Annotated in this window: 15 protein-coding genes; 14 read left to right on the top strand and 1 reads right to left on the bottom strand. The window is 55.0% G+C overall.

The features are described 5' to 3' along the window. Positions 1-318 precede the first annotated feature (318 nt). The 4 genes from K227x_RS30995 (at position 319) to K227x_RS28670 (ending at position 4,799) form a co-directional block, all read left to right on the top strand. The gene (locus K227x_RS30995; RefSeq protein ID WP_218933621.1) at positions 319-627 is read left to right on the top strand and encodes a hypothetical protein; all 309 of its coding nucleotides are present in this window, start codon (positions 319-321) and stop codon (positions 625-627) included. A 2,072-nt stretch (positions 628-2,699) separates the two neighbouring features. After that, positions 2,700-3,110: a hypothetical protein gene (locus K227x_RS28680; protein ID WP_145176199.1), complete on the top strand. Its 411-nt coding sequence runs from the start codon at positions 2,700-2,702 to the stop codon at positions 3,108-3,110. Positions 3,111-3,594: 484 nt separating this feature from the next. After that, entirely contained in the window at positions 3,595-3,999 is a 405-nt protein-coding gene (locus K227x_RS28675; RefSeq protein ID WP_145176196.1) for a tetratricopeptide repeat protein, read from the top strand. 47 nt (positions 4,000-4,046) lie between these two features. Beyond that, positions 4,047-4,799 (top strand): hypothetical protein, encoded by a 753-nt coding sequence (locus K227x_RS28670; protein ID WP_145176193.1) that lies wholly within the window; start codon positions 4,047-4,049, stop codon positions 4,797-4,799. 153 nt (positions 4,800-4,952) lie between these two features. On the opposite strand, the gene K227x_RS28665 is transcribed toward K227x_RS28670, so the two are convergent. Beyond that, positions 4,953-5,315, bottom strand: a complete 363-nt coding sequence (locus tag K227x_RS28665) for a hypothetical protein (protein WP_145176190.1) — start codon at positions 5,313-5,315, stop codon at positions 4,953-4,955. Between the two features lie 76 nt (positions 5,316-5,391). Here K227x_RS28665 and K227x_RS28660 point away from each other — a divergent pair, with 76 nt between their 5' ends. From K227x_RS28660 to K227x_RS28610, 10 genes are all read left to right on the top strand, one after another. Continuing rightward, positions 5,392-5,718, top strand: a complete 327-nt coding sequence (locus tag K227x_RS28660; RefSeq protein ID WP_145176187.1) for a hypothetical protein — start codon at positions 5,392-5,394, stop codon at positions 5,716-5,718. Between the two features lie 101 nt (positions 5,719-5,819). Beyond that, positions 5,820-6,095 carry a hypothetical protein gene (locus K227x_RS28655; RefSeq protein ID WP_145176184.1) on the top strand — a complete coding sequence of 92 codons (276 nt, stop codon included), beginning with the start codon at positions 5,820-5,822 and terminating at the stop codon, positions 6,093-6,095. Between the two features lie 115 nt (positions 6,096-6,210). Then, positions 6,211-6,705, top strand: coding sequence for a hypothetical protein (locus tag K227x_RS28650; RefSeq protein ID WP_218933620.1), 495 nt, complete (start codon positions 6,211-6,213; stop codon positions 6,703-6,705). A 120-nt stretch (positions 6,706-6,825) separates the two neighbouring features. Further along, positions 6,826-7,278: a DUF4085 family protein gene (locus K227x_RS28645; protein ID WP_145176178.1), complete on the top strand. Its 453-nt coding sequence runs from the start codon at positions 6,826-6,828 to the stop codon at positions 7,276-7,278. A gap of 854 nt (positions 7,279-8,132) precedes the next feature. After that, positions 8,133-8,648: a hypothetical protein gene (locus K227x_RS28640; protein WP_145176175.1), complete on the top strand. Its 516-nt coding sequence runs from the start codon at positions 8,133-8,135 to the stop codon at positions 8,646-8,648. 220 nt (positions 8,649-8,868) lie between these two features. After that, on the top strand, positions 8,869-9,330 hold the full coding sequence (locus K227x_RS28635) for a VOC family protein (protein WP_145176172.1): 462 nt from the start codon (positions 8,869-8,871) through the stop codon (positions 9,328-9,330). Between the two features lie 1,024 nt (positions 9,331-10,354). Continuing rightward, positions 10,355-10,777 carry a hypothetical protein gene (locus tag K227x_RS28625; RefSeq protein ID WP_145176169.1) on the top strand — a complete coding sequence of 141 codons (423 nt, stop codon included), beginning with the start codon at positions 10,355-10,357 and terminating at the stop codon, positions 10,775-10,777. Between the two features lie 343 nt (positions 10,778-11,120). After that, a complete protein-coding gene (locus K227x_RS28620; RefSeq protein ID WP_145176166.1) occupies positions 11,121-11,504 on the top strand; it encodes a hypothetical protein in 384 nt (127 codons plus the stop codon). Positions 11,505-12,789: 1,285 nt separating this feature from the next. Further along, positions 12,790-13,101 carry a hypothetical protein gene (locus K227x_RS28615; RefSeq protein ID WP_145176164.1) on the top strand — a complete coding sequence of 104 codons (312 nt, stop codon included), beginning with the start codon at positions 12,790-12,792 and terminating at the stop codon, positions 13,099-13,101. A gap of 199 nt (positions 13,102-13,300) precedes the next feature. Next, positions 13,301-13,870 carry a hypothetical protein gene (locus tag K227x_RS28610; protein WP_145176162.1) on the top strand — a complete coding sequence of 190 codons (570 nt, stop codon included), beginning with the start codon at positions 13,301-13,303 and terminating at the stop codon, positions 13,868-13,870. Positions 13,871-13,920: the final 50 nt, after the last annotated feature.

The raw sequence follows: 13,920 nt of genomic DNA, 5'->3' as shown, positions 1-13,920 counted from the left end.
TCACGCGTGCCACTAAATGACGATTCGGTGCCTCTGGATGAGACGCTAGGTAACGGTGAATGACCACACACATTGCAGGCGTCACCCGCGTGGACGAAATCCAGGCCGGCGACGTTCCGTCGTTATTTTCCGCTCGCGCGGCCCGTGCTCGTTGGCGGTTCGCCTCGTAACCCACACTCGCGGAAAACAATTGCGTGCACCGGAGTACGCGAGCTGAGCGGTTTTGAATTTGATGATCTTTCACGCGTGCCCGGTGGCGCGTAACGTTCGCTGGCCAATCGTAACGTCTCGCTAGCTAGATCCCACATGGAATCCGCAATGGAACGTCTAGGCAGTCGCTTTGCTGTTCCAGCGGCATTTGTATTCATCCATTGCGTCGCTGTGGTTGCTTTTGCGATTGCGTCCCCCGACGCTGCCGGACCCAATGCGGACTCGGCAGCTATGGCGTGGAGTTTCTGGGCATTGGTCGATTTTCCGCTCGGCGTGGTAGCCCTTTTCGCGATGGCGGAGGCGTCAACCAATTTTCAAGCAATCTTTTTCGTGTTGCTGTTTGGCGGCTTGCAATGGATGATATGGGGATTGGTCGTGAACGCTGTGTTTCAATGGGTTGGTAATGTCGGTCGCTAGCGTAGAACAGCGGGGCAACGGAGGTCGCGAGTTGCGTTTTTTGAAGTGGAGAGTCGGTTGCGCGGCCCCGCTGATCCCTGCCGTTCCCCAACTTCAATCCATGCTCCCCTTTGCCGATGTCCAATGAACGCTAACGCAGAACCTAAGCGTTATTCGCAAATCCGATTCTCACTGCGATTTCTATTTGCTTTGACGCTCCTGACGGCACTCTTTCTGGTTCTGTTTTCTCAGCATCGCCAGAATCGAGAGCTGCAGCTTCGCCTTGATGCCGTTTCTTCGCAACTCGAAGAGCTTAGGAGTGCGAATGACGAAATGCGTTTGCGTCACGAGAAGGTCGAAGAATTCGTGCGAAATCCACCCGTCCAGTTTCTTCCGCTCGCAACTCGTTGAGACGCCCGGATAGCTGTCAGTTGTTGACCGGTGCGGTGGTGGTCACCTTTTCTGTTTGCTTGCACGTCAATCGCCGCTGCGCGCGAAACCCTACCGTTCTGTGCACATGAATCTGATACGAACCATCTTCGCCAATCGCAGAGCATCACCGGGATGGGCGATGCCAATGGGATGGTTCGCGTAGTTCGGCATGATGATGCCCGTGATGTTTGGGCTCAATGTTTGGGTTCAAAATATTGTGTTTGCTTGGGCGGGTTGGTTTGCACTTTGGGTGATGGGCTTTGTCGGTACGCTTTCAATCGGGGACGAATCCTTCCAGGATATTCGACGTTTCGGAATCAACGGAATCGCAAGGCCTCGGTTCTATTTTGAATGGTTGCGCGCAATTCTTGCGATTCTTTTCTTGCTTTGGGCACCAGCACTGACGTTCGCATTTTTTCTGCCGAATTTGAACATGCCCTTCGTCAACTCTTTCTTGACACGCGTAGTCTCGGGTTCGTTCTCGCATTTTTTTTCTCGGCATCATGCGGATATCTTCTGTCGGCCCGAGGGCGGCGGGGGCGTGCCTACGAATGCACGTCTTGGTTCTTCTGTATCTTTGGCGGCATCGCGTTGGTCACATTGCGTTACATCGCGGGTCCAGCCCTTCTCCAGGAAATTGCGGACGCAGTCCCCGGCGCTATCGCCTGTGGTTTCGGATTGGTCTTGTTGGTATGCGGGATTCTCGCTGAGACTGCACGAGCAAATCGCACAGGACCATCAGTTGCACGCGAAGCCGAGCTTGCATGGTTTCTCAAGTGGACAATCGACACGCCCGGCTCGCTAAACTCTACCTTTGTTTCACTTCATTCAGGTCTCCTCTATGCATATCCGCACGTTAGCAACATTGTTTTTTGTGCTCGCTCTCCCTGCACTTGCGAATGCACAGACGTGGACGTCAGCTGACGGTTTCCTGGAAATAACGCCGCCAGATGCGAGTGCATTCCAAGCGATGTCAGCGCCACCGCCACCATTCGTTGGGCTGTGGGTGTCCACCTGCATGGAAATCGCCCCGCACGCAGTCGCTTTAGGTGGGCAAGGAACCGGCGAACAATGCCGGGATCCACAGCGGCAGAGTCGGGCGGATGTGAAATGGACAATCCTTCTTCGCCGCCCGGCTACGGGGGCCGTTCTGTGGGCAACCGATTGACCGAAAGGAAATTCGCCACGGCAAAACCGAAACTAACTTGGTACGTTCCGCGATGGGCCTACACTCGACGATTGTGGTCGCAGTTGAACCATATCCTCAATCCGGCGTCCCTCATTCGGATTGCGCTCGGTACTGCAATCGTGTCCGTCGCGATCATCGCTGGATTTAAATTGGCGGTTCCGCAATTTGTCCTACCGAATCTCTCATTTCACGCTGATGATCGAATTCGTTTACGCATCTGCTACACTAGGAAATCGAAAACCAGATCGCGGGTGATTGGTATTCCGCCGACAGTCGACTTCGATCGTCTGTCTGAATTGCTTCCGATGGTTCCTCGCGTTCGTGACGCACGAAACCGTTCGTTCACAAGACAAATCCCACAGAACCAAGCGTTGCATACGAAGCCAGGGAGCCGAGTGGTTTGACAATTGAGAATCGTTCGCCCCGGCTCGGTGAACGCCACCGTCCATCGGCCTAGCCGCGGCTCCACTGCATGAAACGTCTCAACGTCACGTTTCGATGCGATTTGCCGTTCGACGACACGTCACACCCAGTAGGAGAAGAGGTTGCCGAATATCTGTCGCGCCGTTTCTCCGATGCAGGCGTCCCGATCACCAAGATCGGCAACTACGAAGATTTCGCTTGGTCAATGGACACAAAACGAAACGGCAAAAAATTGTATTTGCTCCTCGGATTCGTAGGCGACGGTGACGACGAATGGCTAATGCAAATCAATGAATACGCCTCCTCGTTCTGGCACATCTTTCGCCGCAACCAAGCCCTCCCGGAACGCGAGGCGATCTCGCTATTTGTTGATCGTGCGCTTCAGACCGATGAGAATATCTCTGTGATTCGATGGCACGTCGGCGATTTTGCAGAAGAAGGCTATACTCCATCACCTTAATGCATGATTGCTTACCGCACAGTCAAACTCCCCATGGCCGACGAACCAACGTATGCAAAGGAGCGGCGGTGGCCAGCGGATTTCGAAATCAATGTCTCCTCCCTCTGCCCCGTGATGCGGGACGTTACCCCATTGAAGCCCGCGCGACGCAACGTTGATGAAGACCACATACGCGGATTGGCCAACAATCGAGTATCCAGGTGTAGCTGCTTTCTGCATCCCGCCCGGTGCAACACACGAACTGATCGACGATGGTCGCACAATCTGCGTCACGCACGACGCCACGGATGTGCTCGCGGGCCTTTTTCCGTTCGGGCAGTCAACTCCCGCGACTCGGTTATCGCAATCGCTATTCGGCTGAAGAGCAGTGTCCAGAACTTCCGTTTTAGCGTCTGATGCGCGCGAAGCGATTCGCCTCTTTCGCCACGCGGTCAATCAAATCAGATTGCTACATCGTTCAGCGATTCCTCGATGGTCCGACGGGATGACTGCGTGGTTTGCTGGCGAACGCCCGCCTGTAGACCGCGACGAGTTTATCGCCTACACCGCCGACCAGCTGCAAAGCTATCGCGAAGCGCGTGACCTGTTGCTGCGGTCCATTGAATTGAATCCGTATTTTCCTGATGCATACATTTTGCTTGGCAATGCGTACCAAGAGATCGACAACGATATGAGCTCCATGGTCCGACACTACGATCAAGCGATTCACCTAGATCCCGACAACGACGAATTTCGCAATGCACGGATGTCGCACTACCTGTCGATTGGTGATCTGGATCGGTGCAAGCCGATGAATACACCGGCTTCGAAGCGGATGCCATCGCACGCCACGCATGGACAAATTGGAAGGCGAATCGAGCGAAGCTTTGGAGTTGTCGATTCGAAATGAGTGGCGAGATTGAGTACCTGAGCCGTGATGAAGATAGGCAGCTCATCGTGTCTGAAAGCCACGACTTTCGAATCGTTGAAGTTGCGGACTGGAAGAACAATCGTTTCATGGTTCGGATGAACAACTGGGTTTCGCAGGTCGATTCCGCTTGGTTCGAAACCGAGGCACGGAGACTTCAGTGGTTCGGTGGCACTCGTATCGGTGCTGGCGATGCCGGCGCCTGGGTTACCAAGCCGAAGGGCCAAAGGCTCAGGTGGACTGTGCTTCTTGATCCTCGCACGCTTGGAATTGCGACCGCAGCGGATTATGGGAACATGGCTTTCAGTTTCGACGATGCAGTCAAGCGAATTGACGAACTGCCAGCGGCTGAGAAGGTCATCGGGCTAGGCGACGGCCGGTACCGTCTTGAGTACTACCAGCCAATACCCGCTTCGCCGAGCGTGAGCTATCGAAGTGTTTACGTTCTCGATTCGAAGCGTGATTTTGTCGTTGAATCGCATTTCAGCGAGAACGTGAGGGGGAAAGTGTCGTCGACGGTGGTGGATGCAACGTACGACTGGAATTTTAAAGATGGCCATTGGTTGCCAGCGGGTTTGAAACACGCTGGCAATCAGGAAATGAAAAACTTGGCGTTCACGTTTTCCAATTGGTCGTTCATTAACGTCCCTATTCGGGAAGACGAAATCGCGATTGACCTCCTCGATCTTCCTGCGGGGACTACCGTCTACAACGAGATTGAGGGATCTCCGTTTCGCAAATTTGTCGTCGACGACAAGGGCGAGGTGCCGGTGTCCGAATGAAAACAGATAACCACGTCGTCGTTTTACGCTTGCTTGTCAAGCGTTCGTGACGACTGGCAGCAAGCGAGCCGATCTATCGAGCTCGCGTTGAGCCGCGATGCTTGTGGGAAGGTTGACTCGCAGAGTTGACTTCCCTCTTTAGTCGCGCAACTTTCAGTTGATTTTCTTTTCTTCATTCTCGCTTCGCTGGTTCATTCTTCCGAGTCGCTCGCCGAACCGGATCCTGCACTGGGGAAGTTCGCATTGGGGCTCTCCGGTGGGAAGCTCCATCGCCCCGTGCAGGGATTCACTTCCGACATCGAAGCCAACATGGACAATCCGCATCGCGGTGGCGCGGCCTAGGGGTGAGCACGAGTCGTGCTTTTTGCTTTCTTGAGGTGTGAGATTGTTGTAGAACTCATCTGGCTTCTTTCGCATGTATTGTCGAACCGCGATCTCCACATCGTCGGTTACGACCGCTGAGCCGTTGAGCGAGTCCTCGTGATTCAGCTCGTCTATTGCAGCGAAAGGAGCCATTTTTCGTTTCTCAACTCGGACAATTCCGTCTCTCCGTGCCCGGTGATGGCCAACGGTACCCGGCTGAAGAAACTGTATGCAGACATTCGACATACTCCCGGCCGTTGGTGTTGGTCCGATTCGTTTCGGAATGACTCGCGCCGACGTCCGTAAGCTTATTGGTCCGCACGAACTGAATGCCGCTTCCGCCGTCGCTCACGTCGAAAAGATGGCTCCATTCGACCCTGATGCTCCCGAGCCCGGCTACACTTACGTCTTTCCAACGCTTCAGCTCAGCCTCTGGCGTTCGGTGATTCCAGATGCGAGCCAGGATGCGGACGACCCAACTGGCAGGACCTTCGAGGCAGTAGGAGTAGGTCCTGACGGCTACTTCACCACAACATCCTGGGTCGCCACCGTGTAACCACGAACGTGATCCGACTTGGCCTTTGAATATTGCTCCTGATGTTCAGTTTATCTCGTTGACTGATGGCGATTGCGTCTCTTTCCCTGCGGTTTAACTCCATGCGAAACCTGACCGATCCCCGGATGATCTGGCTCAAGGGCGGGCTCTTCGCTGCGCTCGGTACACTCGCTTCGGGGCTATTGATTGCACGTCTGCCGGACTTGCGCGTCGCAATGCTGCTCGCGATTGCGATCTGGTCGTTCTGTCGTGCGTATTACTTCGCCTTTTACGTCATCGAACACTACGTGGACCCCCACTATCGATTTTCGGGTCTGCTGCACTTCGCGAGATACGCTATCTTTGGTGCACCGCCGGATGGTCCCAACGACGGATAGCAATGCCGTGCTGGGAAGGACGGCTTGCGGTGTTTGCTGGCATGGATGATCCACTCTATGTCCCCCGTGATGTCCGGCGTTCGCCGACGTAACGGACCTTGGTTAGGAGACCCCTTTGATGATTCGATCATGTCTTGTGCTGTCCGTGTTTCTGCTTGCTCCCAATCTGCTCACCGCAGACAGCAGCGTTTCCTCGGATTCGGAATCTGCATGGATCACCATACAGAAGGTGCCGGGGCAAACGAGCGACCGTAACGAGTATCATCTGAGGGTGACCGGGAACACCGACCCGAAGTTCCTTCGACTGACAGGGGCGCCGCTTCACCGTTTCAAGAGTGCGAAATTTTATCTCAAGTCGTATGAAGATGCGGATTTAAGGTTTCGCTCAAACGATTTTCTGGTGCTGAAGATCAAAGGATCGAGCGTGGTTTCGGCGGTCGCGAAGGATTTCCCGGATTCTCTGGCGATCTCTCTCGCCAAAGTGTTTCAAGCGAACGGCTATCAAGTTGAAAACGTGGAGCCAAAAATGCTTTTGCATCGAAACGAACAGCAGAGTCCATCCGCGGCGGAGTTCGTTATTCCAGATTCTCCTCACGCGTCGAAACGGTAGAGAAGCTACCGCATTCGTGAGGATCGGCGAACCAGGGTAGGCACCGGAGGTTCGGTGGTCAGTTCTTGCGGATGGAAGCTTCACTCCCGGTTCCCGTGGTCCGAGTCGTTCGTCGACCCGATGAATATGCGATATTTCACACGCCAACTATTCGACGCATTGCAGCCTGGGCCGGGGGAACCGGACGCTGACCGCGCCATTGTGCTGTGGGAACAGAATGCGACCCAATACAGTGCTGCCCTGGATGAACTGAAGCCGCAATTACGGGATGGTTTTGCATGGCTTGCGGACACTACATTCCATGACGGAGTCATCACGCACGTCGTTACCGCAGACGGGGGCCAGGTCATCGTTGCCGTCGACGCCAGCAACAATCCCTGGGGCCAAGTTGGGGCTGTTCGCCTAAGATTTGACGGCGTTCGTTCGGCCAATGGCGTCGATGATTGCGTGGGTGATGTGTGGCTTTACGAGGAGCTGCATGCAGTCAGCGACGCAATCGAATTGTGCGTTTTGCTCGAGGGTGGCGAGCTCTGTATTACTGCCGACAGGCTGTCCGTCACGTTTGGTCCCTGACGGCTGCCGCGAGCGGCGAACCGAGCGCTGCATTCAAGGGGCGAAGTCGGGATTCTTGAGAGTGGACGATCAACCGTCGCCGCCGGTTGATCGGTATCGTTTTCTGATTGATTGAACCAAGCGAACTACCTTCCTATGTCCCCACAAGCTTTATCTGAGTTGACGAGCATCGCCGCAATGGCTGCAGTCGTGTTCGCGAGACAGGCAACCCATATGAACCTCCGTCTCCTATATCCAAGAAAGGCGGATGACCACGTGATGCACGCGGAGTCGGGCTTGCGGGCGTTTGGGGAATCGCAGGGCTGTCTCTCCCGACCCGTTGACGGCCAACGGTCACCGTGAACTCGGTGCCGCTGTGAGCGGGGGAATGACGCCGCCGAAATATACCGACCTCGGCAGTAGGGTGTATCGTGTAACCTGGGGCAGTCGACCGGGCTCGCAGTTCGCGAAGGTTGACACGAAGCAACGGGTTTTTGTTGTTGAGAGCAACCGCTTGAATCTCAGGAGCGAACCCCTTTGAGGTACAGGGGAATTTGAGACCTGAGTGTTTGAAACTGAGTGTTTGAAACTGAGTACTGGGCGGTGACGTTGCACCTGGGTGAGTCCGGGCGAGCCACCCCATGCACCGAAGTACGGCTTGCGTGATTTTACGAGTAGAAACCGATTCGTCCGTACACGGTGACGGGTGACACTACGCCAACACAGAGCGAAACATGAATAATCCCAAAGCGAAATGTCGATTCTCGTCGAGGCGCTCGGCTCCCCCCTTCCCGCTCGGCGTTTTCGCTGTTCTCGCGGGCGCTTGCTGCCCGTGCAATCTCCCAGCGGAAGAACCTGTTGGAGTCACTGGCCCCGTGGCGACGGAACTGGCATTCGACGAACCTTCGGAAAGTGCGACGAAGACGGACCAGCTGATGCCTGCAGAGGCTTCCGCGCTCCCGGCATTGCCCGCGCAGTTCGGCAATGGCATGGCGGCACGCGATGGGGATGAATCGACACTTGCGCGTCAAACGGTCGGTGAGGGGGTTGTCCGCATCAAGGTTCAAGGCTCATACGAGGTGTGTATGGGCAGTGTTGGTGTGGTGCGGGGCGAGGGCACTACAACTCTCGAATTAGATGGGGCACAGCTTGAGCGACTGTTTCATGGATTGGAAGATTGGGTTGGTGGGTCAAAACTTGGCCGGCGGGACATTGTCGATAGTTTTATTTCATTGCCGTCTACCATACGTTCAACGAATGAGACTCTGAAAATGCTGTCGGACCCCGAAACCCAAGAGGCTCTTCGGCAGGTTGAATCCTTGCTTCGCTTGTTGCCCAGGGCACCCGTGCATTCTGAACGTCAAATTGAGGCTCTTTCAGACGAAGAGTAGGCTGCTCGGTTGCTTGATCGCTCGTTACTAATTCCCAAATCCTGATGCAGTCGGCGCATCCAGCGATCATCGCCGGATTGCTGATTCGCTCGATCGTTTGTTGTTCGGCCCTCTTTCGGTCGGTCTCGCGAATGGGCAATCAACGCTCACGGTTCAGTGTCGGGTACTGTTCCCCGACTTACCTTTCTTTCTCTCGAAACACAATCGGAACGAGTTCAACATGCCAACCCAACCGAGCTGCGAATTCGTCCCGTACCTCAGCATCGCCGACGCATCAAAAGCCGTTGGTTTTTACTCGCGTGTCTTCGGGGTCGATCCGTACCTTCTGCTCAACATGCCCGACGGGCGCGTTATGCATTGCGAGTTTCGGATCGGAAATGCACGTTTCTTTATCAGCGAAGAGCTTCCTGAACATGGAGGCACGCCTAGCCCAACACGACAGGGTTGCACAACGGTCGCGATTCACCTGTACGTCGACGACTGCGACGTGATGGTTCAAACCATGACGGACAACGGCTCGACTGTGTTGATGGCCCCGGAAGACGTTTTCTGGGGCGAACGATTTGCCCGCGTGCGTGATCCGTTCGGACACGAGTGGGGGATCGCAACTCCACTTCGCGAAATGACTCCTGACCAAATTCAAGCCGAGGCTGCGAAGTTGTTTGCTGCGATGCCAGAATAGCAACGATCATCGGCACTCGATCCCAAATCGCCGATCGCCAATCGATCGCCGCCACCGCGCACGCCATTGCCGCAATCCGAATCAGGGATGCCCATTTTAACGACTTTTGAAAGCCCTTTTTTTGATTCACTACGAAGCTCGCCTGTTCCGAATGGCAGTCGAAATCGAAGCCGATGGTGAGAGCATCGCTTGGTGCTACCGCGATGGCTTTGACGAATGGTCATACGAAATGCCACTCGAAAGGCTTTATCCTTCACCAGTGAAGTCTGTTGAGAGAAGCAGATTTGTGCGCGGCGCATCGTTCTTGGTGATCGCCCCGATGGCGGTGGGACTATCCTCGCACTTCCTCGGGATGTACACCTCCGTCTGCGTTGCTGCGGGTGTCGCGACATTGCTCTACACGCTCTTTCGGTTTTCACCTTGGTATCGCGGCCCGATACAATGGGCTGTGTTCGACACAGAGATTCCTGGGCGCACCCTGTATCTGTTTTGTGGATCAAATGCTGCTGTCTTTGATCAGTTCGTTTCATCGCTCGATGGAATGGTCACTTCGGCTCGAGAGTCGCGGTCGTCCAGACCCCAGACCCCAGCCCCCAAACCCCTGACGGCGGATAGCCAGTGTGATGCATCGCCCTTCGTCGAAAATCACGAACGCCCGTCAGGCGACTGATAAGTTGAACAGTCGATCCTCCGGAAAGACATCAGAAGGCTCCATCCGGCATCCGATCGGGGCACTCTTTGTGATTGGTAGCATCGCCCTCACGGCACTGATTTTTGCTTGGTGCGCCGTCTATGGTGTTTGGAACATTGATTCCAACGGCATCGGAGAGACTCCCGCCTTGGTTCTTGGGGTCCGAATGTTTGCCATCGCGGCTATGGGGATGGCGGCGGTATTGATGGGCGCCCTAACGTGTATCGCGGTTCCAAGGTGGCGCGGTGTCGCGTTGGTTTGTTTGCGCGTTCATACTGCCCGACTGAAGTTGCGACCGAACGGATGAGAGACGCGAAAGCTACGTCGCGGTCAATGATCGCGGCAACGACTGCATCAGCACTGCTTCCGGTTTGGTTCACAATTCTGGTGTTCGCCGCTAGTGCAGGCAAGGAAGATGCCCCGTCCGAGGGCATGCCAGTGATGATCGCCATTGTCGTTATCCTCGCACTGCCATACGGCCTCCTTTGCGGTTCAATCGGATGCCCCATCCTTGGCCGGTTGTTCAGAATAGACGCACACCGCTGTTCAGCATTCTTTGCAGCTGGCTTCGCCATCATTTCGGTATCTGTCTTGATCGCTTCGTCCTTCCTTGGGCTAGATCGCCTTGGCTTGACCAAAGCATGGCAAATGATTCCCTACCTGGCCGCGATGATGTTTGCTCCACCATTCGCGGCCGGCTTCATCGCCTATTGCCTGACGCGAGTTCAAAATGTTGGGCACAAAAGCGGCGGGTAACTACCGGCTGCAACGGAGAACTGGCGGCGCGAGTACGTTTCGCAGAGAGGGTTCGTCGCTCCATTAGGCGAGAAGTGGATATTGTGACACTGCAAGGAGAAATTTGTGGCACACGGTGAACACAAGCCCTATCCTGAACTCGAAAGGCTTGGTGCTGCTCCCCTCGAAAGCTCGAGAAAACGATTCGGCAGTGGTTGCTCTTCCGTGCGTGCTGGCTGTTGTCTGCGGTTCGTCGCAGAAGCGATTGCTGTTTCCCGAACGAACATTTGGCGATAGCTTCAGGGTTGCGTTTCCTGTTCCCCAGAAGGATGTTTCGATGCGACACTTCACTCGACTACCATTTATGCTGGCTTTCGCAATCATTTGTTCGTGTGCAGCCAGCGATTCCGTTGCTGTGGCTCAAGACGGTCGCAACGCCGATGTGAATCAGGTCTTTCCAGCCGTTTACAGGTTCTCTGATCTTCCCGTTTTCACCGCTGACGGCCAATTTTACCCCAAGTTAATGATGCGGATGATTCGTGCGATGACGTCACCATCGGATTGGGAAGAAGGCGGAGGCAAGTCGACCTATACCTCTTACCCGCAGAACCTATGTCTCGTCATTTCGACTCATCGTCAAAACCACGACAAGATCACGAAAATGTTGAATGAGATTCGCAGCCACCGCGCGGCCGTCCGATCCGGCGAGCATGGCGAACCAGCCGATGCAGACGAGTCCCCGAGTTGAGTTGACCGACGTGGTGAGTCGCTTGCGATTGCGTTGATCATGACGCCGGAGTTTGCCTCCAGAATTGGTCACGCTTCCAATCGCGTTACAGTGCGCTGCTGCGTACTGCCTGCGATCTACACGATGATTGCGATTGGATCCACTTTGCCTATTCTGTTTTTGCAAGGCAATGTTTCGGCCTGAACAACAGTGCTTTTTCGACGCGTTCTTCGACCTGTTCGCGATGACTGACACAATCTGGATCTTCTGGGCCGGGCCGCCCTCAGGCGGCCCGGCCCAGAAGATCATTGGGGAATGCAATATCCGGTGTCCAGAGGCCACCGGCATGATGCTTTCGCCTCTCCGAGGCTGTTGGAAGCTGGATGCCGCCTGAAGACGGTACTGCGAACGGAAGCGACCCTGGCCAATTGCCATCGAATGGAGATTTCAGCTGTCTTCTAAAACTCAACGCATAAAGCAAGCGTCTCAATGGCGTCTGTCGCTACGCAGCCTCTTGCTGATACTGGCATACGTTGCGGTATGCTGCACAACCTATCTCTACGCGAATCTTTGGTTTGGAACTTTGGTTGTCGTTGCAACCATATGCTGGTTGGGTTCTGCAACCGTTCACGCATTCAGCGCGCGAAGCCATTTTTCGCTTGGGTTTTCGCTTGCTGGTTGGTCGTGGCTTGTCTTTTGGCTCGGCTTCTATGCAGAGACCCCTGCCAACTATCAAAGCTGGCCCGTTCCCCAATGGATTTACACGGCTGCCACACCATTTCAATGGGATCAGTCTGTCGTCTCTGGCTACGGGCGATATCGGGAGTATCAAGCCGGTTGGCACCATACGCCTTACGGACACATGCATTCTCTGCACGCATCGGGGCAACTGAGTCATCCTTCGCAATTGCGATCGTCCATTCCGAGTTGGTACAATGCGATTCGGCTCGGCGTGTGCCTGTCTGCCCTGGTCGTGGGACTCATCGGCGGTGCAGTGTGTTGCCGATGGACGCGTGCTGATGATGTGCGTGGAAGCGAAGCGGTCGAGGCAGAGTCGTGACATGCACGGGAAGACGCGATCAGGCTGCAGGTGGGACATGCGGGTGCGGTTTGGGGATCGAGTAGGAGTGCGAGTACCGCGATGCAGAGTACGAGTACGAAGAAGGTGGGAGGCTAGAGTCAGGCGGTGCGTCAGGTGACGCCTTCTCGCGGTTTCGCGATTGGAAAATCCAGTCGTCCCGGATTGTGTGACTTCCGCCGTTCTTTCAACGGACGCAGTCCCAACCCAACGAAAGACAGGCTTCCTTTGTTTGCCCTCATCCTCCTGTTGTTCCTAGCTGCTTGCGGGCTGGTCATTGGGGCTGCCTGTGCGGCGATCGCTGGTCGTGTCCCGATATGGTTGGGGGCGTTGTACCTTCTTTCGTTGATCGGCGGTGCCATCGCTGCATACATTACGACCTTCCGCTACACCTATTTGGCAAATGCCAATACTCGTTTTCACGGTTGGCCTGTCCCTACCGTGATTTTTCAGCGCGATGGCCCGGGCGAACCTTGGCTCGACTTCATTGGTCCAACAATCGTCTTGGCGTATCCATACGAACCTCCGTTCGACGCGTGATGCAACCGCAGCGAGCCATGCGATTCAGGTATGGGCTGGGAATGGTTGGCAGACAAGCGGGGGTAACTCGCGCCAAGGAAAGTGTTGGCCACGCGTTCGGAATTGATTTTTGCAGATGGCGTATCGAAGGTGTTCTCGTGCTTTTACTTTGTCATGCCGGCTTCGCCTGTATCTTCCTTCTAGAGAGACCAAGAACGAAATGAAGATTCTAATTGCTATTCTGATGTGTGTATTTGCGACGACTGTCGATGCTGACGAACCGTGGATGTACCCGGTCGCCATTGCGTCTTCGCCCACGAACGCCGAGCTGCATTCGGCAATGACGAAGCAATCGTTTGCTGCTGATCGCGACGGGATTCGTTCCTTCGAATGCACGACCAGAGTCGTTGACGCGAATGTCGCGAGCTTCCAAGAGATCGTGAAATGGTATGCCGATCTGGTCGGCGAAACGCAGCTCGTCAATACTCTGAATCGGTTCGTTGCCGAAGGGAAGCCGGGGCCAGGGATAGGATTCTTTCAGACGACATCCATGTCGCTGTCAACACATCTCGCTTTCAGGTTCATGCCGGACCAGAAGCAAATCACAATTCTTCGCGCTGAAGACGATGGCGATGTCGTCGCGATTTCTCTGCTAGGATTGGAACGCGAGACAAGCATTCAGGTTCTGCGTCATCATCCGAGTTCGAAAGCGGTAGCCCAGGACAGCGGCGAACGATCCGATGCCCCGGGGACGCTAGACGTGATCGAGGTACCAGAGGCGACGAACTGAGGTGTTCCAGGTCGCTCGTTTCTACCCGTGAACCGCACCGTTAAACGATC

The sequence above is a fragment of the Rubripirellula lacrimiformis genome (assembly GCF_007741535.1).
GTDB lineage: Bacteria > Planctomycetota > Planctomycetia > Pirellulales > Pirellulaceae > Rubripirellula > Rubripirellula lacrimiformis.
This window is presented reverse-complemented; position numbering and strand designations above follow the sequence as displayed.

Bases quoted from the DNA above. Each gene is read 5' to 3' on its own strand.
- K227x_RS30995 (WP_218933621.1), top strand. From the start codon at position 319: ATGGAACGTCTAGGCAGTCGCTTTGCTGTTCCAGCGGCATTTGTATTC.
- K227x_RS28680 (WP_145176199.1), top strand. From the start codon at position 2,700: ATGAAACGTCTCAACGTCACGTTTCGATGCGATTTGCCGTTCGACGAC.
- K227x_RS28675 (WP_145176196.1), top strand. From the start codon at position 3,595: ATGACTGCGTGGTTTGCTGGCGAACGCCCGCCTGTAGACCGCGACGAG.
- K227x_RS28665 (WP_145176190.1), bottom strand. From the start codon at position 5,315: ATGGCTCCTTTCGCTGCAATAGACGAGCTGAATCACGAGGACTCGCTC.
- K227x_RS28660 (WP_145176187.1), top strand. From the start codon at position 5,392: ATGCAGACATTCGACATACTCCCGGCCGTTGGTGTTGGTCCGATTCGT.
- K227x_RS28655 (WP_145176184.1), top strand. From the start codon at position 5,820: ATGCGAAACCTGACCGATCCCCGGATGATCTGGCTCAAGGGCGGGCTC.
- K227x_RS28645 (WP_145176178.1), top strand. From the start codon at position 6,826: ATGAATATGCGATATTTCACACGCCAACTATTCGACGCATTGCAGCCT.
- K227x_RS28635 (WP_145176172.1), top strand. From the start codon at position 8,869: ATGCCAACCCAACCGAGCTGCGAATTCGTCCCGTACCTCAGCATCGCC.
- K227x_RS28625 (WP_145176169.1), top strand. From the start codon at position 10,355: ATGATCGCGGCAACGACTGCATCAGCACTGCTTCCGGTTTGGTTCACA.
- K227x_RS28620 (WP_145176166.1), top strand. From the start codon at position 11,121: ATGCTGGCTTTCGCAATCATTTGTTCGTGTGCAGCCAGCGATTCCGTT.
- K227x_RS28610 (WP_145176162.1), top strand. From the start codon at position 13,301: ATGAAGATTCTAATTGCTATTCTGATGTGTGTATTTGCGACGACTGTC.